This window comes from Pseudorhodoferax sp. Leaf265, from assembly GCF_001422365.1.
In the GTDB taxonomy this organism is placed as follows: Bacteria; Pseudomonadota; Gammaproteobacteria; order Burkholderiales; family Burkholderiaceae_C; genus Pseudorhodoferax.
Genome location: NZ_LMMT01000023.1, coordinates 245,994 through 270,900, shown reverse-complemented (window position 1 = coordinate 270,900; position 24,907 = coordinate 245,994). Strand labels below are relative to the sequence as shown.

Sequence of the window (24,907 nt, the reverse complement as noted above, 5' to 3'; positions counted from 1 at the left end):
TGCAGAAGTGAAGGCGCGCGCAGTTGCCAGCAGCGGTATCAACAACGATTCGCTATTTGGAGGTGCGGGCAATCAAACCTATTTGTTTGGCATAGGAGATGGGCAGGACACGATCTCGGACAACGACACTACTGCGGGCAACGTGGACAAACTGGTGTTCAAGGCCGGCGTGGCAGTTGCCGACGTGCTGGCGTGGCACGGCCGACCAGGTGCGGGTGGAGAACTACTTCCACACCGACGCCACGAACGGCTGGCAGATCGAGGAGATCCGCTTTGCCGATGCACCGACCACCGTGTGGACGCTGGCCACTGTCAAGACCATGGTGCTGACCGGCACGGCCGACAACGACACCGTGCAAGGCTACGCCAGCGACGACACGCTGAACGGCGGGGCGGGCAACGACACGTTGTACGCCCGCGCGGGCAATGACACCGTGCTCGGCGGTGGCGACAACGACAACCTGCACGGCGAAGCTGGCAATGACACGCTGAAGGGCGAAGCGGGCGACGACATTCTGTCCGGTGGTGCGGGCGACGACACGCTGGACGGCGGCACGGGCAACGACATCCTGGTGGGCAGCACGTACTGGTCAGACCCGTTCAGCTACCCGAGCAACGAGGCGGGCAACGACACTTACCTGTTCGGCCGTGGCGATGGCCAGGACCGCATCGTGGACGTGGACACCTCGGCGGGCAACGTGGACAAACTGGTGTTCAAGGCCGGCGTGGCAGTTGCCGACGTGGCACGGCCGACCAGGTGCGGGTGGAGAACTACTTCCACACCGACGCCACGAACGGCTGGCAGATCGAGGAGATCCGCTTTGCCGATGCACCGACGGTCGTTTGGGGTATTCCACAAATCAAAGCCTTGGTGTCGGGATCCTTGTCGCCCCTCGTGGCCGTACCGATCAGAGACCAAAGCATCGTCGAAAACGCCGCCTTCAGTTGGATGGTGCCCAGCAATGCCTTCGCCGACGCAGATTCTGGAACTGCCTTGACCTACACGGTCCGCTTGGAAGACGGCGGCGCGCTTCCGTCCTGGCTGACTTTCGATGCTTCTAGCCTCCGGTTCTCCGGCACGCCAGGCCACATGGCAGTCGGAGCCGTTCAGATCAGAATCACGGCCACCGATGCGCAGGGCCTGGCGACCAGTGACGTATTCACCCTCACCGTGGTGGCCGCTCCGGCACCGGTCATTCGCGGTACTGCTGGCGCTGATACCTTGACCGGCACGGCTGAGGCCGACACCGTGCAAGGTGAAGCCGGCGACGACAGGCTCGACGGCGGCGCAGGCGCCGACACCATGGCTGGCGGCACCGGCAACGACACGTACGTCGTGGACAACGCAGCCGACGTGGTGCTTGAGAACGTCAACGAGGGCATTGACCTCGTCCAGTCCAGCGTCAGCTATACGCTCGCCGCCAACGTCGAGAAGCTCACGCTGACCGGCACCACCGCCACGCACGCAACCGGCAATGCGTTGAACAACACCTTGACCGGTAACAGTGCCGCCAATGTGCTCGACGGTGGCACTGGCGCGGACACCCTGGTCGGTGGCACCGGCAACGACACCTATGTCGTCGACAACGCGGCCGATGTGGTGACCGAGGGCGCCAGCGCCGGCACCGACCTGGTGTTGTCCAGCGTCAGCCACATGCTGGCCACCAATGTCGAGCAACTCACGCTGACCGGCACCGCCGCCATCAACGCCACCGGCAACACCCTGACCAATACGCTGACCGGCAACGGTGCCGCCAACGTGCTGGACGGCGGCGCCGGTGCCGACACCCTGGCCGGTGGGGCCGGTGACGACACCTACGTCGTCGACAACACCGCCGACAAGGTGCTGGAGAACGCCGACGAGGGCACGGACCTGGTGCGTTCCAGCGTCAGCCACACGCTGGCGGCCCATGTCGAACACCTGACCTTGACCGGCACGGCTGCCATCAACGCCACCGGCAACAGCTTGAACAACAGCCTGACCGGCAACAGCGCCGCCAATGTGCTCAATGGCGGCGCGGGCGCCGACACGCTGGCCGGCGGTGCCGGCAACGATACCTACGTGGTGGACGACGCTGCCGATCTGGTGACGGAGAACGCCAACGAAGGGTTCGACTTCGTGCAGTCCAGTGTCAGCTACACGCTCGCTGCAAACGTCGAGAAACTCACGCTGACCGGCACAGTGGCCACGCACGCTACTGGCAACGCGTTGAACAACGTCCTGACCGGCAACAGCGCCGCCAACGTGCTGGATGGCGGCGAAGGCGCCGACACCCTGGCCGGCGGCACCGGCAACGATACCTACATCGTCGACCACACCGCCGACGTGGTGACCGAGGGTGCCAGTGCCGGGACGGATCTGGTGTTGTCCAGCGTCAGCTATACGCTGGCTGCCAATGTGGAGCAATTGACTCTGACCGGCACCGCCGCCCTCAACGCCACTGGCAACACGCTGGCCAACACGCTGACCGGCAACAGCGCTGCCAACGTACTGAACGGTGGCAGCGGTGCGGACACGCTGGTGGGCCGGGCCGGCGACGACACCTACGTGGTGGACAACACGGCCGACAAGGTGGTGGAAGCCGCCGACGAGGGTGTCGACCTGGTGCAGTCCAGCGTTACCTACACCTTGGCCGCCCACGTAGAACACCTGACCCTGACCGGCACGGCTGCCATCAACGCCACCGGTAACAACCTGGACAACCGCCTGACCGGCAATGCCGCCGCCAACGTGCTCAACGGCGGTGCGGGCGCAGATACGCTGGCCGGCGGTGCCGGTAACGACACGTACATGGTCGACAGCGCGGGCGATCAGATCGTCGAGAACAGCGACGAGGGCACGGACCTGGTGCAAACCGGCATCAGCTACACCCTGGCCGCCAATGTCGAGAACCTCACGCTGACCGGCGCCGCAGCGGTACAGGCCACGGGCAATGCGCAGGCCAATGTGCTGACGGGCAACAGCGCGGCCAACACCTTGATCGGCCTGGACGGCAACGACACGCTGAACGGTGGCACCGGCGCCGACACGCTGATCGGTGGATTGGGCGACGACATCTACCTGGTGGACAACGCGAGCGATGTGACCACCGAGAACGCCGACGAAGGCGTGGACACCGTGCAATCCGGTGTCACTCGCACGCTGGGTGCCCACCTGGAGAACCTGACCTTGACCGGCACCGCCAGCATCAGTGGCACTGGCAACAGCCTGGACAATGTGCTGACCGGCAACACCGCTGCCAACACGTTGAGCGGCGCTGCAGGCCACGACACGCTGATCGGCGGCAAGGGCGCAGACAACCTGATCGGTGGCGATGGCAACGACATCTATGTGCTGCGCCGTGGCGATGGTGCCGACCGGATCACCGAAAACGGCAGTGCGGCCACGAACCAGGACACCGCCCGCTTCGGCGCCGACATCGCGGCCGACCAGCTGTGGTTCCGTCAGGTGGGCAACGACCTGGAAATCAGCGTGCTGGGCACCGGCGACCGGTTCAGCGTCGGCAACTGGTATCTCGGCGCCGAGTACCAGGTGGAGCGCTTCGAGAGCGGCGACAGTCTGGCGCTGATGAGCTCGCAGGTTCAACAACTGGTGCAAGCCATGGCGGCATTCGCTCCACCGAGCGCAGGGCAGACGACGATGCCCGCAGACTACGCCGCTACGCTACAACCGGTCATCGCGGCGAACTGGCAGTAAGTTGGCCTGACACGGCTCAGGGCTTGGCGGCGGGCGCCGGGGCGGCTTCAGGCGTGCCGATGGCGGCGTCCAGCTTCTTGCGGATGCTGGCTTCCAGCGCCTTGAGCTTGGGCTCCATGTCGCCGCGCACCTCGGGGCCGAGCTTCTCGGCCAGCGGGCGGAACATCTCTTCGTTGATCTGCTGGTACTTGCGGAAGGCCGGGGCCTCCAGCGCGCCGATCAGCTGCTTGAGTTCGGCTTCGGAGAACTTGGCCTCCAGCACGGCGCCGGTGGTCGAGGGCAGCAGGCGCACCGCGCCTTCACGCAGGACAGGCGTGCTTTCCTCCACGAACTTGCGCACGTCGGCCTGCACCTCGCGGATCAGCGCCTCGCGCTTTTCCAGCGGCACGCGCTGCTGGATCACGGCATTGACCGACTGCATGATCGCCACGGCCGGCCGCTCGGCCAGTCCGCGCACCTGGGTCTCGACGATGGGGCGTTGCAGCTGCAGCACCTTGGCGATGAGCTCCTTCTTGGCGGGCGAGGTTTCGGCGTGGGCCAGGGTGCTGGCTGCGACCAGCAATGCGGCGGCGAGGATCTTGTTCAAAGCGTGTTCCTGTCTTGGAAGAGGCGGGCGTGCGGCCATTATCACCACGCCCGGTGACACGGCCGGCGCCGGGGTCAGCGCGCCGCCAGCAGCGCCACGAGCTCGGGCAGCAGGCGATCGCCGTTGCCGGCCTGCACCGCCTGCTCCAGCGTCTGGCGCACGCCCTGCGCCACGTCGCGCGCGGCACCGCCGTCCTCGGCCATCTGCGTGTAGTAGCCCAGGTCCTTGAGCGCGTTGGACATGGAAAAGCGCAGGCCCGAGCTGTCCTGGGCCAGCAGGAAGGGCTTGAGCCGTTCCAGCGCCGCGCCGCCGCCGCCGCCCTTGGCCAGCACGTCGACGAAGACCTCGGGCGCCACCCCGGCACGCTGCGCGCAGGCCGCGGCCTCGGCCAGCAAGGTCACGAAGCCCAGCGAGACGTAGTTGTGCAACAGCTTCATGCGGTGGCCCGCGCCGATGGGGCCGGCGTGCGTGATGTTCTCGGCGAAGCAGGCCAGGATGGGCCGGCATTCGGCGAACAGCGCTGCGTCGCCACCGACCAGCAGATTGAGCCGACCCTCATGCGCCTCCTTGGGCGTGCGCGTCATGGGCGTGTCCAGGAAGCGGCCACCCGCGGCCTGCACGGCCTGGGCCACGCGTTCGGTGGAGGTCGGTACCGCCGTGGAGCAATCGATCACCACGGTGCCGGGCTTCAGGCCCTCCAGCACGCCGCCCGCTCCCAGCAGCACGGCCTCGACCTGGGGCGTGCCCGTCACGCACAGGATCACGACCTCGGAGGCGGCGGCCACGTCCTTGGCGCTGGTCTGCGTGGTGACACCGGCCGCCTTGAGCTCGTCCAGCGGCTGGTTGCCGGCATGTTCGAGCACCGTGAGCGGGTAACCGTGCCTGGCGATGTTGCGGGCGATGCCGTGGCCCATGAGGCCGATGCCGATCATGCCGATCTTCTGTTTCATGCCGTTGTCCTTGCGTGTTGGCGGAGAGGGAAAGGGGGCCTGCGGCGCGGGATTGTCTGGCATATTCGTCGGCCAACCACCGAGGAGACGAGACAGCCATGCGCAGCTACGACATCGCGACCATCGAAGGCGACGGCATTGGCCCGGAGGTGTGCCGGGCCGCCGTCACCGTGCTCACCGAGGCGTGCGGCGCCAGCGTGCTGCGCTTTGCCAACTTCGATGGCGGGGCCTTGCACTACCAGCGCAGCGGCGCCGTGCTGCCCGACGATACCTTCGCGGCGTGCAAGGGCATGCACGCCATGCTGCACGGGGCGGCCGGCCTGCCGGGCGTGACCTATCCGGACGGCACCGAGGTCGGCAACGACCTGCACCTGCAGCTGCGCTTCAAGCTGGACCTGTTCGCCAATGTGCGACCGATCCGGCTGTACGCGGGTGTGCAGTCGCCGCTGTCGGGCTGGCAGGCAGGCCAGATCGACTATGTGATCGTGCGCGAGAACACCGAGGGCCTGTACGCCAGCCGCGGTGCGGGCGTGAACCTGCGCGGCGAGGTGGTCACCGACCAACTGGTCGTCACGCGCAAGGGCACGGAGCGCGTGGCCAGGTTCTCGTTCGACCTGGCGCGCCGGCGCCAGGGTGCACCGCGCGACGGCAAGCGCCGCGTGACGGTCTGCGACAAGGCCAACATCCTGCGCAGCTATGCGTTCTTCCGCGCCGTCTGCGACGAGGTGGCGGCCGGCTACTCGGACGTGGAGATCGACTACGCCTATGCCGATGCGATCACCGTGCACATGCTCAAGAAGCCCGACTTCTACGACGTGGTCGTGGCCGAGAACATGTTCGGCGACATCATCTCCGACCTGGGTGCCGGCACCGTGGGCGGCCTGGGCATCGCGGCCTCGGCCGAGCTCGGCGAACGCCATGGCCTGTTCCAGGGCGCGCACGGTTCGGCGCCCGACATCGCGGGCCAGAACCTGGCCAGCCCGGTCGCCACCGTGCTGTCGGGTGCGCTGATGCTGCGCTGGCTCGGCGAGCAGCATGGCGACGAGGCGCTGCACGCGGGCGCCGCGCGGGTCGAACAGGCCGTGGAAGCGGTGCTGGCCGAGGGCCGTGTGGTGCCGCGCGACCTGGGCGGGCAGGCCAGCTGCACCGAGATGACCGCCGCGATCTGCCGGCGCCTGCGCTGAGTTCAGCCAGCGGTCCGCTGCTGCTGCGCGATGCGCTGGTACATTGCGTTGGAGCGCAGCAGGTGGGCACGCATGGCCTGTTCGGCCGCGTCGCCATCGTGCGCCGCGATCGCATCGACGATGCGCCGGTGCTCGGCCAGCGTGAGTTGCTCGGCGCCGGGCGCGCGCACCAGCGGCTGGTAGTAGTCGCTGCCCCAGCGGAAGATGGCCTCCACGATGGCCGGGAAGATCGGGTTGCCGCTGATGCGCGCGATCTCGCGGTGGAAGGCCATGTCGCGGTCGAGGAAGCGGTCCAGCTCGGCCAGCGAGGCCTCGTGCTCGGCGATGCGCGTTTGCAGGGCCGCCACGTCCTCGGGCGTGGCACGCGCGGCCGCCATGCGGGCGGTGCCGGCTTCCAGGAACACCCGCGCGTCCTTGAGATGCTCCAGCGTGTCGGGCTGCATGCTCAGCAGGTGCCGCGCGCCGCTGCCGATCTGGCGGATCAGGTCGTCGGCCGTGGGCACGACCACGCGCGCGCGCTCGCCGTGCGAGATCTCCACGATGCCCGAGCGCTCCATGGCCTGCAGCGCCTCGCGCACGGCGGGCCGGCCCACGCCGTACAAATCCATGAGTTCGCGCTCGGGCGGCAACTGCTCGCCGGGGCGGATCTCGCCGCTTTCGATGCGCGCCATCAGGCGATCCCGCACCTCCTGGTAGAGCTTGCGTTTCTGGATCGGGCCGGTGGTGCTCATGCGAAAGGCGGGGACGGGCAGGGTGGTGCCGGCGCATTATCCGGCTGCCGGATGCAGGGCCCCGTCGCGCACCCGGGCGAAGAAGTCGGCCCCGCCCATCTGGCCGCCCTTGAGCACGATCTCCAGGCCATCGCGCGCAGGCACGGCCGACCAGGCGCGGCACAGCGGCGCGCCGGGCGCCAGGCCCGCCGCCACCGTCAGCGCCGTGATGCCGAGTGCGGCCGCCACCTCGCCGGAACTGTCGCCACCGGCCACGGCGATGCGGCGCAACGCAGGCACGCGCTCCAGCAAGGCGCGCACCAGCGTGGCCAGCAGTTCGCCGGTGCGCTGGGCGGCCTGCGCGCGCGACAGGCCGGCGCTGGCGGCGGTGGCATCGAAGGCCTGCACGGCCGGATCGTCGGGGCCGCGCGCGGTGTAGAGCAGCGGGCTGGTGCCCCGGTCCAGCGCCGCGCAGGCCGCATCGAGCACCCGCACCAGCTCCGCCTGCGCCCCGGTGCCCAGCGCGCGCGCCAGGTCGATCCGCAGCAGCGCGAAGCCGTCGGCCTCAGCCTGGTCGATCTGCCGTGCCGTGGCGGGCGAGCAGCTGCCGCTGACGGCCGCGATGCGGCCGGCCGGCCTGGCCGCCGGCAAGGGCGCGGCCGCGGGCAGCAGGCCCTGCGCGCGCCACCAGGCCGCCAGCGCGTACTGCAGGCCGGAGGAGGACGCTGTGAACACGCCCGCGCCGCGTTGCTCCCAGACCAGGCGGCCGGCCTCGGCCAACGTCTGCTCGTCCAGCACATCGATCAGCACCACGGGTGGCGTGCTGCTGTCCTGCAGGCACTGGGCGAGCGCCTGCGCGCCGTGCCCGGCCTGGAGCTGCGTGAAATCCACGAGCGCGCGCGGCCGCCCGGTCTGCGCGCCCAGGTGGCGGCGCAGGTCGGCCTCGGCCATGGGCGTGACCGGGTGGCGCGACATGGTCGGGTGGCGGTCCAGCCGCCAGCCCTGGCCGTCGGCCACCGCGAACAGGTTGCCGAAGGCCTGGTAGCGGCCCAGCCGCGGTGCGCCGACCACCATGGGCGACCAGCGGCCGGGCATCAGCGGCACGCCGATGTCGATGGCGCAGCCGATCGAACCGGTGCCCGGAGAAGAATCGAAGGTGGAGCAGACCTTGTACTGCAGCAGCGGCGCGCCGAGCCCGGCCAGCGCTTGCAGGGCCGGGCGCAGGTGCACCTGCATCCAGGCCGGGTCGCGGCCACGCGAGGTGCCGGCCAGGCCCACGCAGCGCGCCTGCGGAAAGCGGGCCAGCGCGGCCGCATCCGGCGTCTGCAGGAACAGCACGGTGGGCACGCCGGCCGCCGTGAACGCCTCCAGCACATCGGTGGAACCCGTGAAGTCGTCGCCGTAGTAGGCCAGCAGCAGACCGGACGGCAGCGTCGGTGCCGCCATCACCAGACCCCCAGCGCGGCCTGCAGTTCGGCGTGTCGGCGCGCGTGCTGCGCCAGTGGCACGCCGGCCTGCGCCGCGTCCCAGGCCTGGCGCATCGCGGCCACGCCGGCCTGGATGCCGCCCGGGTGGCCCAGGATGCCGCCGCCGGCCGCGTGGATCAGGTCGCAGCCGCCGATGGCCGCATGCGTGGGCGCGGCCTGCAGCCCGGTCTGGCCGGAACTGAACACGGGCATGGCGGCCATGGGATGGTCGTCGAAGGCGGGCGCCAGCACCGCTTGCGCAGCGGCGATGACGCTGTCGTCGGGCTCGCTGAACTTGTTGGCCAGGCCGTTGACGTGCAGGTGGTCGGCGCCGGCCAGGCGCCACAGCAGTTGCCAGGGCGCGTAGTCCCAGCCCAGGGCCGGGCTGCGCGACAAATAGCCCCAGCCGGCGCGGTGGGCGTGGATCGGCAGTTGCGCGTGCTTGCGCAAGGCCAGCAGGCCGGCGATGCCGATGGCGTTCAGGTTCACCATCACGCAGGTGCCGCCAAGCGCGCGCACGAGGTCGTGGCGGCGCCGCATCTCGTCCAGGTCGCCGGTGATGTTGAAGGCCACCATGGCCTTGCGGCCGCTGCGGTCGGCCGCTTCGTTGACGACCTGCATCACGGCGCGCGCGCGCTCGTCGAACGGGCAGTGCGGGCCGTCGGCCTGCAGTTCGTCGTCCTTGACGAAGTCGATGCCGCCTGCGACCAGCAGGCGCACGGTGTCGGCCGTCTGCGCCGGCGACAGGCCCACGCTGGGCTTGACGATGGTGCCGATCAGCGGGCCTGTCGCCACGCCGGCCAGTCGGCGCGTGCCGGCGATGCCGAAGGCCGGGCCCGGCGCGGCGGCGGCGAACGCGGCCGGCAGGCGCAGGTCCAGCAGCCGCAGCCCCGAGACCTGGCGCAGCTCGAACAGGTTGCCGGCCACGGTCGATACCAGGCTGGGCAGCGAAGGCCCGAAGTTCTCGAGCGGCCAGGACAGCGTGAGCCGGCAGCGCGTGTAGCGTGCCGACACCATGCCGCCGGGCAGGCTGGGGCGGTCGCTGTGGTCGATCACCTCCAGCTGTTCCACGCGCGCACCGGCGCGCGCCTTGAGCTCGGGCGTCTCGCCCGGCACGGCCGTGAAGGTGCCGCTGGACTGCTCACCCGCGATGACCTCGGCGGCGTGCTGCGGGTGGTCGCCGGTCTCCAGCCAGTAGCTGGCGTGGACGCGGCCGTCGGGCGATTCGAAGCGGGCTGCCATGCCGCTTACTTCACGTCCTGGATCTTCTTGATGTTGTCCGCGCCGAACTCCTTGGCGTAAGCCGCGTAGGCGGGCTTGAGCGCCTCCTGGAACGCGGCCTTGTCGACGGTGCGCACCACCTGCATGCCTTGGCTTTCCAGCAAGGCCACGCCGTTGGCATCGTCCTCGTCGACCTTCTTGCGCTGCGCTGCGGCACTGGTCCTGGCAGCATCGAGGAAGACGCGCTTGTCCGCCTCCGACAGCTTGCTCCAGACCGTGTTGGACAGCAGCAGCAGGGCGGGCGAGTAGACATGCCCGGTCAGCGACAGGTGCTTTTGCACCTGCGAGAACTTGGAGCTGGTGATCACGGGGATCGGGTTCTCCTGCCCGTCCACCGTGCCTTGCTGCAGCGCCGTGAAGACCTCGGGGAAGGCCATCGGCGTGGGCAGCATGCCGAAGGTGCGGTAGCCGTCCATGTGCACCTTGTTTTCCATCGTGCGCACCTTCAGGCCCTTGGTGTCGTCGGGCTTGACGATGGGCCGGCGGCTGTTGGTGATGTGGCGGAAGCCGTTCTCGGTCCACACCAGCGCGACCAGGCCCTTGGGCGGGAACTTGGTCAGCAGGTCCTGGCCGATGGGGCCGTCGAACACCTTGCGCGCGTGGTCGTAGTCGCGGAACAGGAACGGGATGTCGACGATCTTGACCTCCGGCACGAAGTTGCCGACCGGGCCGGTGGACGTGATCACCGCGTCCTGCGTGCCCAGCTGCACGGCCTCGATCTGCTCGCGCTCCCCACCCAGCGCGGAGCTCGGGAACTGCTGGCACTTGAAGCGGTTCTGGGTGTTCTTCTCGACCTCGGCGCAGAAGGCCGTGGCGCCGACCCAGTAGTGCGAGTCCTTGGCCGGCGTGTAGCCGATCTTGAGCACGGTCTGGGCCTGGGCGCCGATGGCCAGCAGGGCCAGGGCGGCAGCGATGCCGGTGCGGGTGGTGTAGGGCATGGGGTGTCTCCTCGGTTGTGATCGTGAAAGCCGGGCGTCAGGTGATGCGCCGGATGCTCTCGGCGATCTCCTCGCGTTCGAACACGCCCTTCCAGTCCTCGCGCATCAGCCGTGGCTTGCCGAAGGTGATGGCCTTGTTACAGGCGTCGGAGAACTGCCCAGGGATCTCCTGGAAGATCACCGCCGAGAGGATGGTCATGTGGCCGAGCAGGAAGTCGCGCGCGGCATCGGCCGGCACCCCGCGGCTGACGACCTCGTCCATGGCCTCGCGCATCACGTCCAGCAGCGTGGCGCAGACGGTTTCCGACAGGCCGGGTTCCAGCAGCGCCATCTGCTCCACCGTCACGCGGTAGGAGCGCAGGATGGGCGCGTAGATGGTCTTGGCGATCTCCTCGCCGAGGTCGAAGTCGGCCGGCGCGCCCTGCATCAGCGCACTGACGACCGATTGCGGCGCGTGGCCGCCACCGAAGAAGTCGGGCAGCCCATCCTTGCGCAGGTCCGCACTGAAGATCGGCGGGTGGCAGGGGTGGGCGACGAAGTACACCAGGTCGGCCCGCTCGGGCAGGTGGCCAGCGAACGGGGCCGCCGCATCGAGCAGCATCACCATGGTGCCGGGCGCCAGCTGCGGCGCGATGGCGTGGGCGATCTTGCCGATCAGCGTGTCGGGCACCGCGAGGATGACGACCTGCGCGCCGTCCAGCGCGGTGGCCTGGTCCACGCAGGCGATGCCGGCCTCGTCCAGCAGCCGCTTGCGGCCGACTTCGCCCACTTCCACATGGCGCACCGCGAAGCGCGAACCCTGCAGGTTCTTCGCCAAGCGCACGCCCATCTTTCCGCCCGCACCGAGCAGGGCAATCGTCGTTGTCATCGTGTCTCCTGTTGTGAAAAGCGCGGATCAGCGCGGCTTGCGCACCTTCCGGACCATCCAGTCGATCGGATGGCCATGTGTAGTGGAGTAATGGTATGACGACTAGACCAAATCCACAGCGGACCAAGGGTAAGTCCCAGGGGCGTGAAGCGGTGGAGCGCGCGGGGCGCCGGCTCAGCGCTGGCCGAGCTTGCGGTACACCGTGGCGCGGCTGATGCCCAGCCGGCGCGCGGCCAACGCCACATTGCCGCGCGCCGAATCCACCGCCTGGCGGATCAGCGCGTCTTCGATGGTCTTGAGCGGCAGCGGCCCTGCGATGGCCTCACCCCGCTGGGCCGCATCGGCCTGCGCCCAGATGCGCAAGCCGGACCACAGCGGCACATCGAACGGCCGGCCTTGCAGCGCGGCATCAACGAGGTGCGCGTGCGGCATGGCGAACAGCGCATCGGCGTGGACGGCAGGGCCCTGTGGCGCCAGCGCCAGCATGGCGCGCGCCGCCGGGTTGGCGGCCACCACCAGGCCGTCCCCATCCAGGCCGAGCAGCCCGTCGCTGTCGCCGCCCGGCAGCGCGCCCGGCCAGCTCAGGCGCAGGGCCAAGGCATGCGGCACGGCCAGCACCAGGGCGTTGTCGATGCTGCGCGCGGCCTGCGCCGCCAGGTGCTGCAGCTCGGGGCGTTCGGCCACGTCGATGCCGGTCAGATCGAGCATGCCGGCCAGCTGCCCGTCCGCCCCGCGCAGCGGCGCGCCGGCGCAGCTGTAGGCGCCTGTGTCGGCGAAGAAGTGCTCGGCCCGGTGCAACCAGACCGGCTGCTGCTCGAACAGCGCGGCACCGATGGCCGTGGTGCCCACGCGCCGCTCCGACAGGTCGGTGCCGATGCGCGTGATCAGCAGCGCGCGCCGGTCGCTGCGGTCGATCGCGCCATGGGCGTCGACCACCACGCCATCGGCGTTGGTCAGCACCGCGAAGTAGCGCGTGTGCGCCAGTGCCTGCGCCACGCGCTCGAGCACCGGCCGCGCCGCCGCAGCGAGCCGGCGGTTGCCTTCGGCCGCGGCACGCGCCTGCGCCGCCGACACCGCGTCGAAACCCAAGGGCTGCTCGGGCCGGTGGCCTGCGGCCAGGCAACGCTGCCACGAGCGCTCGATCCACGGCGCGACCAGCCCCTGGAGCGCCGGCACGCGCTCGCGCAGCACCTGTTCGCGCGCGCGCCGGATCGGCTCGGTGCGGTCGGGCAGGGGAGGCGGTGAGGGCTGCAACATGGTCTTCGTGGCGGCGCGCGCATTGTGCGGCTGTTTCATTTTGAGAATATGTTTCAGGGGGCTCGCAGGTCCAAGGGTTTCGCCTAGGTGATGTACCGTGGTGCCTCCGAACAATGCGTGCGGACCCCACACCCCACAGATGGAGAAACATCCTATGCAGGTACAACTGACGGTCAACGGCAAGCAGGTCGCGGTGGACGTGCCGCCCAACACCCTGCTGGTCCAGACGATCCGCGAACACCTTCACCTGACCGGCACCCACGTGGGCTGCGACACCGCCCAATGCGGCGCCTGCACCGTGATCCTGAACGGCCGCGCCGTGAAGTCGTGCAACGTGCTGGCCGCCCAGGTCGCCGGCGCCGAGATCACCACCATCGAAGGCCTGGCCAAGGAAGACGGCACGCTGCACCCGATGCAGGCGGCCTTCAAGGAGTGCCACGGCCTGCAGTGCGGCTTCTGCACCACCGGCATGGTGATGAGCGCGGTCGACCTGTGCACTCACCATCCCAAGGCCGACGAGACCGAGATCCGCGAGCTGCTGGAAGGCAACATCTGCCGCTGCACCGGCTACCAGAACATCGTCAAGGCGGTGGTGCTGGGCAAGACCAACATGGCGGCCACGGCCTGAGCAGGGGAACACCATGGGCGCCCCCGACTTCGCCAAGCTGCCGCACATCGGCGAGGCCCTCCAGCGCAAGGAGGACTACCGCTTCCTGACCGGTGCCGGCAACTACACCGACGACATCCACCTGGCCAACCAGGCCCACGCCGTGTTCGTGCGCTCGCCGCATGCGCACGCCGCCATCACCGCCATCGACACGTCCAAGGCCGCCGCAATGCCCGGCGTGGTCCGCGTCTTCACCGGCAAGGACGTCGAAGGCAAGATGGGCGGGCTGCCCTGCGGCTGGCTCATCACCTCCACCGACGGCCAGCCCATGAAGGAGCCGCCGCACCCCATCCTGGCCCAGGGCAAGGTGCGCTACGTGGGCGACCACGTGGCCATGGTCGTGGCCGAGACGCTGGAGCAGGCCAAGAACGCGGCCGAGGCCGTGGAGGTGAGCTACGACGTGCTGCCCGCCGTCACCAAGGTCAGCGACGCCGCCAAGGCCACGGCCCTGCACGAGGCCGCGCCCGACAACCACTGCTACAAGTGGGCGATTGGCGACAAGGGCCAGGTCGACGCAGCCTTCGCCAACGCTGCCCACGTCACCAAGCTGGACCTGACCAACAACCGCCTGGTGCCCAACGCCATGGAGCCGCGCGCCGCCATCGGCAGCTACAACCGTGCCAGCGACGAGTACCTGCTCTACGTGTCCAACCAGAACCCGCACGTCGAGCGGCTGCTCATGACGGCTTTCGTGCTGGGCCTGCCCGAGCACAAGGTGCGCGTGATCGCGCCCGACGTGGGCGGCGGTTTCGGCTCGAAGATCTACCTCTACGCCGAAGACGTCTGCCTGACCTGGGCCGCCAAACAGCTCAACCGCAACATCAAGTGGAACTGCGAGCGCAGCGAGGCCTTCCTGTCCGACGCCCACGGCCGCGACCACGTGAGCCACGCCGAGATGGCGATGGACAAGGACGGCAAGTTCCTGGCCATGCGCGTGCACACCGACGCCAATCTGGGCGCCTACCTGTCGACCTTCTCGACGGCCGTGCCGACCATCCTGTACGCCACGCTGCTGGCGGGCCAGTACACCTGCCCACAGATCTACGTGGAGGTGGACGCCTGGTTCACCAACACCGCGCCGGTCGACGCCTACCGCGGGGCCGGCCGTCCCGAGGCCACCTACCTGCTGGAGCGCCTGGTCAGCCGCTGCGGCTGGGACATGGGCCTGGGCCAGGACGAGATCCGCAAGCGCAACTTCATCACCCAGTGGCCTTACCAGACGCCGGTGGCGCTGCAGTACGACGTGGGCGACTACCTGGGCTGCATGACCAAGGCCGAGGGCCTGGCCGACGTGGCCGGCTTCGCGGCCCGCCGCGCGGCCAGCGAGGCCAGGGGGCTCAAGCGCGGCATCGGCTACAGCAGCTACATCGAGGCCTGCGGCATCGCGCCGTCCAACATCGCAGGCGCGCTGGGCGCGCGCGCCGGCCTGTTCGAGTGCGGCGAGGTGCGCGTGCACCCGACCGGCAGCGTCACCGTGTTCACGGGCTCGCACAGCCATGGCCAGGGCCACGAGACCACCTTTGCGCAGGTGGTGGCGGCGCGCCTGGGCATCCCGGTCGAGAACGTGGACGTGGTGCACGGCGACACCGGTCGTGTGCCCTTCGGCATGGGCACCTATGGCTCGCGCTCGATCTCGGTCGGCGGCGCGGCCATCATGAAGGCACTGGACAAGATCGAGACCAAGGCCAAGAAGATCGCCGCGCACCTGATGGAGGCGTCGGACGCCGACATCGAGTTCGCCAATGGCGAGTTCACGGTCAAGGGCACCGACAAGAAAATCCCGTTCGGCCAGGTGGCGCTGACGGCCTACGTGCCGCACAACTACCCGCTGGACAAGCTGGAGCCGGGCCTCAACGAGACGGCCTTCTACGACCCGACCAACTTCACCTTCCCGGCCGGCACCTACATCTGCGAGGTCGAGGTCGACCCTGCAACGGGCGTGGTGCGCGTGGACCGCTTCAGCGCGGTGGACGACTTCGGCACCATCATCAACCCCATGATCGTGGAGGGCCAGGTGCATGGCGGGCTCGTGCAAGGCATCGGCCAGGCGCTGATGGAGAACTGCGTCTACGACGAGAGCACCGGCCAGTTGCTGACCGGCTCGTTCATGGACTACGCGATGCCGCGCGCCGACGACTTCCCGCAGTTCAAGCTCGACACCGTCTGCACGCCGTGCACGCACAACCCGCTCGGCACCAAGGGCTGCGGCGAGGCAGGGGCGATCGGCTCGCCGCCGGCCGTCATCAATGCCGTGCTGGATGCGCTGGCGCCGCTGGGCGTGAAGGACTTCGACATGCCGGCCTCGCCGGCCCGCGTCTGGGAAGCCATCCAATCCGCCAAGGCCTGAAAGCAGGGAGAACACCATGTACGCATTCACGATCGAACGACCTGCCAGCGCTGCCGATGCCGCCAAGCTCGCAGCCGCAGGCGCCCGCCCTCTGGCCGGCGGCCAGACCCTGCTGGCTTCCATGAAGCTGCGCCTGGCCGACCCCGGCCAACTGGTCGACCTGGGCGGCATCGCCGACCTGGCCGGCATCAAGCGGGAGGGCGACAGCGTTGTCATCGGCGCCATGACGCGGCACCTGGCCGTTGCCGACAGCGCCGAGGTGCAGGCCGCGATCCCTGCGCTGGCCGACCTGGCCTCGCACATCGGCGACCGCCAGGTGCGTGCCATGGGCACGCTGGGCGGCTCGGTGGCCAACAACGATCCCTCGGCCTGCTACCCCAGCGCCGTGCTGGCCCTGGGTGCCACGGTCATCACCACGCAGCGCGAGATCGCAGCCGATGATTTCTTCACCGGCATGTTCTCGACCGCACTGGAGGAGGGTGAGCTCATCACCGCGATCCGCTTCCCGATCCCGAAGCGCGCGGCCTACCTCAAGTTCAAGCAGGCGGCCTCGCGCTTCGCGCTGGTCGGCGTGTTCGTCGCCCAGTTCGACAGCGGTGTGCGCGTGGCCGTGACGGGAGCGTCCACATGCGTGTTCCGCCACGCCGAACTGGAGGCCGCGCTGAGCAAGAGCTTCACGCCCGAAGCCGCGGCCGCTGTGAAGATCGACGCGACCGACCTCAACGCCGACATCCACGCCTCCGCCGCCTACCGCGCCAACCTGGTCAGCGTGCAGACGCAGCGGGCCGTGGCCAAGGCCCTGGGATAATTCAGGGTTCCACCGCGTGCGCCAGGCCCCGTTCTCGCGGGGCCTTTTTCCTTGCATGCCATCTGCATGAGGTCGTGCCTTGAGTTGCCCTTTTCCTTCGATCGATGCCCTGTCGGCGGCGCTGGCCGAGGCCGGCTACTTCGCCGACCGCCGCCTTGCCACGGCCGTGTTCCTGGCCTTGAAGCTGGAGCGCCCGCTGCTGCTGGAGGGCGAGCCCGGCGTGGGCAAGACCGAGCTGGCCAAAGCCTTGTCCAAGGCCTTGCAGCGCGAGCTGCTGCGCCTGCAGTGCTACGACGGCCTGGAGCAGCGCGAGGCGCTCTACGAATGGAACTACGCCGCCCAGCTGTTGCACATGCGCGCGGCCGAGAGCCATGAAGACTCGGTCACCCTGGAACGCGAGGTCTACCAGCCGCGCTACCTGATCCGCCGCCCGCTGCTGCAGGCGCTGCAGACGCCCAGCCCCGGCGCCGTTCTGCTGGTCGACGAGGTCGACCGCGCCGACGAGCCCTTCGAGGCCTTCCTGCTCGAGTACCTGGGCGAGTACCAGGTCAGCGTACCCGAGATCGGCACCATCCGCGCGCTCGTGAACCCCGTGACCATCCTCACGAGCAACCGTACGCGTGAACTCAACGATGCCGTCAAGCGCCGCTGCCTGTACCACTGGCTCGACTACCCCGAACGCGAACGCGAACTGGCCATCGTGCGGGCGCAGGTGCCGCAGGCCAGCGAAGCGTTGTCGGCCCAGGTGGCCGAGGTGGTGGGCCGGCTGCGCAGCGCACCCTTCGCCGACGCCTTCCAGCGCGCGCCGGGCATCGCCGAGAGCGTGGAATGGGCCAAGGCCCTGGTGGCGCTGGACACGCTGGCCATCGACCCGGAAGTCGTGGCAGATACTGCCGGCATCCTGTTCAAGCAGCGCGAAGACGTGGCGGCCCTGACGCAGGACATGGCCACCGCACTGCTCAAGCCCGCGGAGGCCTGAGTGCTGCTGGGCGACGCGCGCCGCGGCAAGCTCGCCGACAACATCGGCGGCTTTGGCCGCACACTGCGCCGCGCCGGCATGCGCATCGACCCGGCGCGCATCGCGCTGGCGCAAGAGGCCGCCCAGCTCGTCGACATCGGCCGCCGCGACGAACTGGCCCATGCGCTGGAGGCCGTGATGCTCAGCCGCGAGCAGGACCGCGGCGTGTTCCGCGAGCTGTTCGACGCGTACTTCCGCAACCCCGACGTCGCCAACAAGCTGCTTGCGCAGATGCTGCCCACGAGCGAGGGCCGGGCCGAGCCGAGCAAACGCCGCCCGCGCGTGAACGAGGCCCTGGCGCCGCAGCGCGCGTTTGCGCAGGCCGTGCCACCCAAAAAGGAGGACGACAGGATCGACTTCGACGCGGCCATGACCGCGAGCGACCTGCAGCGTTTGAAGCAGGCCGACTTCAACACCTTGTCGGCCAGCGAGTACCGTCTTGTCGAGCGGCTCGCGCGCGACATCGCGCTGCCCGTGCCCGAGGTGCCGTCGCGCCGCCTGCGGCCGGGCACGCGCGGTGGCCGGCTGCACTGGGCCGGCGTGCGGCGCGAGGCCGCACGCACGGGCGGCGAACTGATCCGCCTGCCGAAGCTGGCGCGTCGCAGCCAGCCGCTGCCGCTGCTCGTGCTGGTCGACGTGTCCGGTTCCATGGAGCGCTATGCGCGGCTGCTGCTGGCCTTCCTGCACGCGGCCACGCGCGGGCTGCCGCGGCGTGACGTGTTCGCCTTCGGCACCCGCCTGACCGACCTCACGCCCACCTTCCGCCATGCCGACACCGACGACATGCTGGCCGATGCGGGCCGGCGCATCGCCGACTTCGCTGGCGGCACCCAGCTCGGCAGCAGCCTGCAGACGCTGCGCGAGGTGTACGCGCGCCGCCTGGTCGGCCGCCGTACGCTGGTGCTGCTGGTCAGCGACGGACTGGACACCGGCGAGCCGGCCGTGCTGGCCGAGCACCTGGCCTGGCTGCGCCGACGCTGCCGCCGCCTGCTCTGGCTGAACCCGCTGCTGCGCTTCGGTGGCTACGCCCCCATTGCGCGTGGGGCCGCGCAACTGCACCGCCAGGCACACGCCATGCTTGCCGTCCACAATCTGGAGCGTCTGCAGGACCTGGCGCGCAGCCTCGCGCAGCTGATGAAACATTGAACGACAACCACAAGGATCCCCCATGGAAATGCAAGGCAGCCGCCAACTCGCCGTGACCCAGCAGCAGGCCTGGGACGCGTTGAACGACCCCGAGGTGCTCAAGCTCTGCATCCCGGGCTGCGACAAGGTCGAGGCCACGGGCGAGAACCAGTACGCCATCGGCATGGCGCTCAAGATCGGCCCGGTTTCGGCCAAGTTCGGCGGCAAGATCCTGCTCTCCGACATCGTGGCGCCCGCGAGCTACACCATCGCCTTCGAAGGGCAGGGTGGGGTCGCAGGCTTCGGCAAGGGTTCGGCCAAGGTCAACCTGGTGCCCAACGACGAGGGCTGCGAACTCCAGTACGCGGTGCAGGCCCAGGTCGGCGGCAAGGTCGCCCAATTGGGCCAGCGGCTCATCGATGGCGCAGCCAAGTCGCTGTCGGAAGACTTCTTCAAGCGCTTCGACAACGAGATGCGCAAGCGCCATGGCGTGGCGCAGGAGCCGCCGGAAGAAGAGAAGGCCGGCTGGCTGGCCAAGCTGACCGGCAAAGGCAAGGACAAGGACAAGGACGCCTGATCCATGGAAAACCTCGATGTGATGGTGTTGCGCGGCCTGCGCGACTGGCGCCGGGCCGGCAAGCGCGCGCTGCTGGCCACCGTCGTGCGCACCTGGGGTTCGTCCCCGCGGCCGGTCGGCTCCATCATGGCGCTCAGCGAAGACGGCGCCGTGCTCGGCTCGGTCTCGGGCGGCTGCATCGAGGACGACCTGATCTACCGTTACACACAGGCCTATGCCGCGGGCGCCGCGTCCGAGGTGGCCAAGACGCTGCCGTCGGGCCCGCCGGCCTTCGTCAAGTACGGCGTCACGGCCGACGAGGCGCACCGCTTCGGCCTGCCCTGTGGCGGCACGCTGGAACTGCTGCTGGAGCACGATCCCGACCCCACCAGCCTCGCAGAACTCGTGGCCGCGCTGGAGGCCGGGCGCCTGATGCGCCGCCAGGTGCGCCTGGCCGACGGCGCGGTGCAACTCGCACAAGCCGATGCACCGGCCGAGCTCGATGTGGACACGGACCGGCTCGTCAACACCTTCGGCCCCGAGTACCGCATGCTGCTGATCGGTGCCGGCCAGCTGACGGAGTACCTGGCCACCATGGCGTTGTTCTCGGGCTTCGCCGTGACCGTCTGCGACCCGCGCGAGGAGTACCGCGGCGCCTGGTCGGTGGCCGGGGCCACGCTGCTGCGCGACATGCCCGACGACGTGGTGCGCGCCTTCCGGCCCGACCGGCGCAGCTGCGTGGTCGCGCTCACGCACGACCCCAAGCTCGACGACCTGGCGCTGCTGGAGGCGCTGGAGACCGAGGCCTTCTACGTGGGCGCCATCGGCTCGCGCCGCAACAACGAGGCGCGCCACCAGCGCATGGTGGAGCACTTCGAGCAGACCGACGACTCGCTGGCGCGGCTGCGCGGCCCGATCGGCATCTACATCGGCAGCAAGACGCCGGCCGAGATCGCCGTCAGCGTGATGGCCGAGATCCTGGCCGTGAAGAACGGCGTGCAGCTGCCGCGCGACATGGCCGTGACGCACGCCAAGAACGCGCGCGGCATTGCGGCCAACGAAGACGAGCAGCAGGCCCTGGGCAGCGACGCCGCCCTGTGCGCCGTGCCGCGCTGATCAGCCCTGGCCCAGCATCCGCAGCGCGGTGGCGCGCGAGCGGAAACCCAGCATGGCGCAGACCACGGCCTGGCCGTCCAGGTGCTGCAGGCGTGCACCGCCCACGTTGAAGAACTTGCCGGAAAGCACGTCGCCGGCGCGCACGCGGGTTCCCTTGATGAATTGCAGGATGGCGCAGCGGCCGCCTTCGATTTCCAGGACCAGGCGGCCCGCTGTTGCAGCGACCGCGATGACGATGCCTTTTTGCATGGGGCCAGTGTAGGCAGCCGGCATGACAGTGGTGTAACGCCCCCGGCGCAGATAAGCCTTCTGTAGAGTCGGGCGCATGCCGGATTCCCCACTCGACCATGCCGCCGCCTGCATCGCGCAGGCCGACGCGTTGGTCGTGGCTGCCGGTGCCGGCATGGGGGTGGATTCGGGCCTGCCGGACTTCCGCGGCCCCGAGGGTTTCTGGCGCGCCTATCCGGCGCTCGGCCGCGCCGGCATCGACTTCTACACGGCCGCCTCGCCTGCCAGTTTCCGGCGCGACCCGGCCCTGGCCTGGGGCTTCTACGGGCACCGGCTCGCGCTGTACCGCGCCACGCAGCCGCACGCGGGTTTCGCGTTGCTGGACACCTGGGGCCGGCGCATGCGCGCGGGCTGGGCGGTGTTCACGAGCAATGTCGATGGCCATTTCCAGCAGGCCGGCGCAGCACCCGCCGCGCTGCTGGAGTGCCATGGATCGATCCACCATCTGCAGTGCATCGACGATTGCCGCGGCGCCGTCTGGCCGGCCGATGCGTTCGTGCCCGAGGTCGATGCCGCGCACTGCCGGCTCCTGAACGCGCCGCCGCGCTGCCCGCACTGCGGTGCGCTCGCGCGGCCCAACATCCTGATGTTCGGCGACGGCGATTGGAATGCGCAGCGGGAACAGACGCAGGCGGCGCAGCTGCAGGACTGGCTCGCGGGCCTGCGCCGCCTGCGTGCGCGGCTGGCCGTGGTCGAGATCGGCGCTGGCACGGCCGTGCCCTCGGTGCGCCACTTCGTGCAGGGATTGCAACGCGGTTTTGGGGCGCAACTGGTGCGCATCAATCCACGCGAGGCCGAAGTGCGGGGCCCGCACGACGTGGCCGTGCCCGCTGCCGCGCTGCAGGCCCTGAGCGGCATGGCCGAACGCCTGGCGCTTCCGCCAGGCTGATGCTCAGTCCTGCGACCCAAGGGAATATCCGGGGTCCATTGCGCATAAAAGTATCAATGGTGGACTGAACAGGTACAACACACGCAAGGCAGAGTCTCCAGAATCGCGGCACACCGATTCCATGACAGGAGACACCATGCAGCGTTTCGTTCGCACCGCCCTCGTTGCCGCACTGGCCAGCATCGGCCTGGCCGCCCAGGCCCAGGAGCTCGTCATCGCCACCGTGAACAACGGCCACATGATCGAGATGCAGAAGCTGACACCCGAGTTCGAGAAGGCCAACCCCGGCATCAAGCTCAAGTGGGTGACGCTCGAGGAGGGGGTGCTGCGCCAGCGCGTGACGACCGACATCGCCACCAAGGGGGGGCAGTTCGACGTGATGACCATCGGCCTGTACGAGGCGCCGATCTGGTCCAAGAAGGGTTGGTTGAAGCCCATCGCCACCGACGCCGCCTACGACGTGGACGACCTGCTGCCCGCCATCCGCGAAGGCCTGTCCTACGAGGGCAAACTGTACGCCGCGCCGTTCTACGCCGAAAGCTCCATGCTGATGTACCGCAAGGACCTGGCCGACAAGGCCGGCGTGCAGCTCGGCGAGCGGCCGACCTGGGCGCAGGTCAAGGCCTTCGCGGCCAAGGTGCACGACCCCAAGGCCGGCGTCTACGGCATGTGCCTGCGCGGCAAGCCGGGCTGGGGCGACAACATGGCCCTGGTCACCACCATGGTCAACACCTGGGGCGGCCAGTGGTTCGACATGGCCTGGAAGCCGCAACTCGAATCCAAGCCCTGGAAGGACGCGATCACGTTTTACGTGGACCTCATGAAGCAGTATGGCCCGCCCGGCGCCTCGGCCAACAGCTTCAACGAGAACCTGGCGCTGTTCAACGAAGGCAAGTGCGCGCAGTGGGTGGACGCGACCATCGCCGCGTCCTTCATCAGCGACCCCAAGCAGTCCAAGGTGGCCGACAAGGTGGCCTTCGCGCAGGCGCCCACGGCCGTCACGCCCAAGGGCGCGAACTGGCTGTGGTCCTGGAACCTGGCGATCCCGTCCAGCTCCACGAAGAACGAGGCGGCGCAGAAGTTCATCCGCTGGGCCACCTCCAAGGACTACGTGAACCTGGTCGCCAAGACCCACGGCTGGCACGCCGTGCCCACCGGCACACGCCAGAGCACCTATGCCAACCCCGCGTTCCAGAAGGTCGCGGTGTTCGCCGCGGCCGAGAAGAAGGCCATCGACTCGGCCAACCCGAACGACAGCACCCTGGCCAAGTCGCCCTATGTCGGCGTGCAGTACGCGGCCATCCCCGAGTTCCAGGCCATCGGCGTGGGCGTGGGCCAGCAGATGAGCGCGGCCCTGGCCGGCCGTTCCACGGTGGAGCAGGCGCTCAAGACCTCGCAGACCCTGGCCGAGCGCGAGATGAAGAAGGCGGGCTACTACAAGTAAAGAGCCATCGCCATGAACCGGCTGTTGCCCCGGGCCTTGATGGCCCCCGCGGTCGTCACGCTCCTCCTCTGGTCGATCGTGCCGCTGCTGATGACGCTGTACTTCTCGTTCGTCAGCTACAACCTCATGCAGCCCGGCGAACACCCCTTCGCCGGCCTCTCGAACTTCGAGTACTTCGTCACCGATCCGGACTTCTGGCCGGCGGTGGGCAACACGCTGGTGCTGATCGGCAGCGTGATCGGCGTCACGCTGGTCGGCGGCGTGCTGCTGGCGCTGCTCGTCAACGATCCGTTCCCGGGCCAGGGCATCGTGCGCGTGCTGCTGATCTCGCCGTTCTTCGTCATGCCCGCGGTCAACGCGCTGCTGTGGAAACACATGATGATGAACCCGATCTACGGGGTGCTGGCCAACGTCTGGAAGTTCTTCGGCGCCGACCCCGTGGACTGGCTGACCGACCTGCCGCTGTTCTCGGTCATCGTCATGGTGGCCTGGCAGTGGTTGCCGTTCGCGTGCCTGATCTTCATCACCTCGCTGCAGTCGCTGGACCGCGAGCAGATGGAGGCCGCGCGCATGGACGGCGCCACCGCCGTGCAGCGCTTCTTCTACCTGACCCTGCCGCACCTGGGCCGGGCCATGGCCGTGGTCATCATGATCGAGATGATCTTCCTGCTCTCGGTGTTCGCCGAGATCGCGATCACCACCAGCGGCGGCCCCGGCAACGCCAGCACCAACCTGACCTACATGATCTTCAAGCAGTCGCTGCTGAACTTCGACGTGGGCGTGGCCTCGGCCGGCGCGCTGTTCGCCGTCGTGCTGGCCAACATCGTCGCGGCCTTCCTGATCCGCATCATCGGCAAGAACCTGGATTGAACATGCAAGCCAGTGCACCCCCCAACACCTTCTGGCCCACCGCGCTGCGCACCGTCGTGGCCTGGGCGCTTGCCCTGCTGCTGTTCTTCCCGCTGGGCTGGCTGTTCCTCACGGCCTTCAAGACCGAGCTGCAGGCCATCGCCGTACCGCCGCTGTTCGTGTTCGAGCCCACGCTGCACAACTTCGCCGAGGTGCAAAGCCGCAGCGACTACCTGCTCTACGCGAAGAACTCGCTGATCGCCAGCGTGGCCTCGACCATCCTGGGTCTGGCGATTGCCGCGCCCGCCGCGTACTCGATGGCCTTCTTCAAGACGAAGTCCACGCGCGACATCCTGATGTGGATGCTGTCGACCAAGATGATGCCGGCCGTCGGCGCGCTGGTGCCCATCTACGTGCTGGCCCAGAGCGCCGGCATGCTGGACACGCTGCCCGCGCTGATCATCGTGTTCACGCTGTCCAACCTGCCCATCATGGTGTGGATGCTCTACACCAACTACAAGGAGATCCCGGCCGAGATCCTGGAGGCCGCGCGCATGGACGGCGCCAACCTGTGGACCGAGTTCCGCGAGGTGGTGCTGCCGCTGTCGGTCGGCGGCCTGGCGTCCTGCGGCCTGCTGTGCCTGGTGCTGAGCTGGAACGAGGCCTTCTGGGCATTGAACCTCACCTCGGCCAAGGCCGGCACGCTGGCCACGCTGATCGCCTCGTACTCCAGCCCCGAGGGCTTGTTCTGGGCCAAGCTGTCGGCCGCCTCGCTGATGGCGATCGCGCCCATCGTCGTCTTCGGCTGGTTCAGCCAGAAGCAACTCGTCCAGGGCCTCACCTTCGGTGCGGTCAAGTAAACG

Annotated in this window: 22 protein-coding genes and 1 pseudogene; 14 read left to right on the top strand and 9 right to left on the bottom strand. The window is 69.0% G+C overall.

The annotated features are described in order from the left end of the window. Positions 1-98: 98 nt before the first annotated feature. Both ASF45_RS37125 and ASF45_RS19800 read left to right on the top strand, forming a co-directional pair. Positions 99-521: pseudogene (locus ASF45_RS37125) on the top strand (calcium-binding protein); the annotation flags it as partial. Positions 522-757: 236 nt separating this feature from the next. After that, positions 758-3,697 (top strand): beta strand repeat-containing protein, encoded by a 2,940-nt coding sequence (locus ASF45_RS19800; RefSeq protein WP_369802145.1) that lies wholly within the window; start codon positions 758-760, stop codon positions 3,695-3,697. Positions 3,698-3,713: 16 nt separating this feature from the next. Here ASF45_RS19800 and ASF45_RS19795 read toward each other — a convergent pair whose 3' ends face one another. Next, on the bottom strand, positions 3,714-4,283 hold the full coding sequence (locus ASF45_RS19795; RefSeq protein WP_056666558.1) for a hypothetical protein: 570 nt from the start codon (positions 4,281-4,283) through the stop codon (positions 3,714-3,716). A gap of 74 nt (positions 4,284-4,357) precedes the next feature. Then, entirely contained in the window at positions 4,358-5,233 is an 876-nt protein-coding gene (locus ASF45_RS19790; RefSeq protein WP_056666555.1) for an NAD(P)-dependent oxidoreductase, read from the bottom strand. 98 nt (positions 5,234-5,331) lie between these two features. On the opposite strand from ASF45_RS19790, the gene ASF45_RS19785 reads away from it, so the two are divergent. Beyond that, complete coding sequence (locus tag ASF45_RS19785) at positions 5,332-6,417, top strand: isocitrate/isopropylmalate dehydrogenase family protein (RefSeq protein WP_056666552.1); 1,086 nt, start codon at positions 5,332-5,334, stop codon at positions 6,415-6,417. Positions 6,418-6,419: 2 nt separating this feature from the next. On the opposite strand, the gene nanR is transcribed toward ASF45_RS19785, so the two are convergent. From nanR to ASF45_RS19755, 6 genes are all read right to left on the bottom strand, one after another. After that, the gene (gene nanR / locus ASF45_RS19780) at positions 6,420-7,148 is read right to left on the bottom strand and encodes a transcriptional regulator NanR (RefSeq protein ID WP_082551141.1); all 729 of its coding nucleotides are present in this window, start codon (positions 7,146-7,148) and stop codon (positions 6,420-6,422) included. Positions 7,149-7,184: 36 nt separating this feature from the next. After that, on the bottom strand, positions 7,185-8,573 hold the full coding sequence (oiaK, locus tag ASF45_RS19775) for a 3-oxo-isoapionate kinase OiaK (protein ID WP_056666549.1): 1,389 nt from the start codon (positions 8,571-8,573) through the stop codon (positions 7,185-7,187). Further along, positions 8,573-9,835, bottom strand: coding sequence for a ribulose-bisphosphate carboxylase large subunit family protein (locus ASF45_RS19770; protein WP_056666546.1), 1,263 nt, complete (start codon positions 9,833-9,835; stop codon positions 8,573-8,575). The genes oiaK and ASF45_RS19770 overlap by 1 nt, the downstream gene beginning before the upstream one ends. 5 nt (positions 9,836-9,840) lie before the next feature. Continuing rightward, on the bottom strand, positions 9,841-10,812 hold the full coding sequence (locus tag ASF45_RS19765) for a TRAP transporter substrate-binding protein (protein WP_056666543.1): 972 nt from the start codon (positions 10,810-10,812) through the stop codon (positions 9,841-9,843). Positions 10,813-10,849: 37 nt separating this feature from the next. Beyond that, positions 10,850-11,680, bottom strand: coding sequence for a phosphogluconate dehydrogenase C-terminal domain-containing protein (locus ASF45_RS19760; RefSeq protein ID WP_056666540.1), 831 nt, complete (start codon positions 11,678-11,680; stop codon positions 10,850-10,852). A 174-nt stretch (positions 11,681-11,854) separates the two neighbouring features. Further along, entirely contained in the window at positions 11,855-12,976 is a 1,122-nt protein-coding gene (locus ASF45_RS19755) for a helix-turn-helix domain-containing protein (protein ID WP_235580976.1), read from the bottom strand. Between the two features lie 115 nt (positions 12,977-13,091). On the opposite strand from ASF45_RS19755, the gene ASF45_RS19750 reads away from it, so the two are divergent. From ASF45_RS19750 to ASF45_RS19720, 7 genes are all read left to right on the top strand, one after another. Beyond that, the gene (locus ASF45_RS19750) at positions 13,092-13,565 is read left to right on the top strand and encodes a (2Fe-2S)-binding protein (protein ID WP_056666537.1); all 474 of its coding nucleotides are present in this window, start codon (positions 13,092-13,094) and stop codon (positions 13,563-13,565) included. Positions 13,566-13,578: 13 nt separating this feature from the next. Then, complete coding sequence (locus tag ASF45_RS19745) at positions 13,579-15,951, top strand: xanthine dehydrogenase family protein molybdopterin-binding subunit (protein WP_056666534.1); 2,373 nt, start codon at positions 13,579-13,581, stop codon at positions 15,949-15,951. A gap of 16 nt (positions 15,952-15,967) precedes the next feature. Beyond that, positions 15,968-16,759: a xanthine dehydrogenase family protein subunit M gene (locus ASF45_RS19740; RefSeq protein ID WP_056666531.1), complete on the top strand. Its 792-nt coding sequence runs from the start codon at positions 15,968-15,970 to the stop codon at positions 16,757-16,759. Between the two features lie 79 nt (positions 16,760-16,838). Continuing rightward, entirely contained in the window at positions 16,839-17,738 is a 900-nt protein-coding gene (locus ASF45_RS19735; RefSeq protein ID WP_056666528.1) for a MoxR family ATPase, read from the top strand. Then, positions 17,739-18,923, top strand: a complete 1,185-nt coding sequence (locus ASF45_RS19730) for a VWA domain-containing protein (protein WP_056666525.1) — start codon at positions 17,739-17,741, stop codon at positions 18,921-18,923. It abuts the gene before it with no gap. 22 nt (positions 18,924-18,945) lie between these two features. Continuing rightward, a complete protein-coding gene (locus ASF45_RS19725) occupies positions 18,946-19,479 on the top strand; it encodes a CoxG family protein (RefSeq protein ID WP_056666522.1) in 534 nt (177 codons plus the stop codon). Positions 19,480-19,482: 3 nt separating this feature from the next. After that, the gene (locus ASF45_RS19720; protein ID WP_056666519.1) at positions 19,483-20,574 is read left to right on the top strand and encodes an XdhC family protein; all 1,092 of its coding nucleotides are present in this window, start codon (positions 19,483-19,485) and stop codon (positions 20,572-20,574) included. Here the strand turns inward: ASF45_RS19720 and ASF45_RS19715 are convergent, their stop codons facing one another. Continuing rightward, the gene (locus ASF45_RS19715) at positions 20,575-20,823 is read right to left on the bottom strand and encodes a hypothetical protein (protein WP_156473101.1); all 249 of its coding nucleotides are present in this window, start codon (positions 20,821-20,823) and stop codon (positions 20,575-20,577) included. A gap of 76 nt (positions 20,824-20,899) precedes the next feature. On the opposite strand from ASF45_RS19715, the gene ASF45_RS19710 reads away from it, so the two are divergent. The 4 genes from ASF45_RS19710 (at position 20,900) to ASF45_RS19695 (ending at position 24,904) form a co-directional block, all read left to right on the top strand. Continuing rightward, positions 20,900-21,751 (top strand): Sir2 family NAD-dependent protein deacetylase, encoded by an 852-nt coding sequence (locus tag ASF45_RS19710; RefSeq protein WP_056666512.1) that lies wholly within the window; start codon positions 20,900-20,902, stop codon positions 21,749-21,751. A gap of 136 nt (positions 21,752-21,887) precedes the next feature. Then, positions 21,888-23,195: a sugar ABC transporter substrate-binding protein gene (locus ASF45_RS19705; protein WP_056666510.1), complete on the top strand. Its 1,308-nt coding sequence runs from the start codon at positions 21,888-21,890 to the stop codon at positions 23,193-23,195. Positions 23,196-23,207: 12 nt separating this feature from the next. After that, on the top strand, positions 23,208-24,065 hold the full coding sequence (locus ASF45_RS19700) for a carbohydrate ABC transporter permease (RefSeq protein ID WP_056666507.1): 858 nt from the start codon (positions 23,208-23,210) through the stop codon (positions 24,063-24,065). A 2-nt stretch (positions 24,066-24,067) separates the two neighbouring features. Further along, positions 24,068-24,904 carry a carbohydrate ABC transporter permease gene (locus tag ASF45_RS19695; protein WP_056666504.1) on the top strand — a complete coding sequence of 279 codons (837 nt, stop codon included), beginning with the start codon at positions 24,068-24,070 and terminating at the stop codon, positions 24,902-24,904. Positions 24,905-24,907 lie beyond the last annotated feature (3 nt).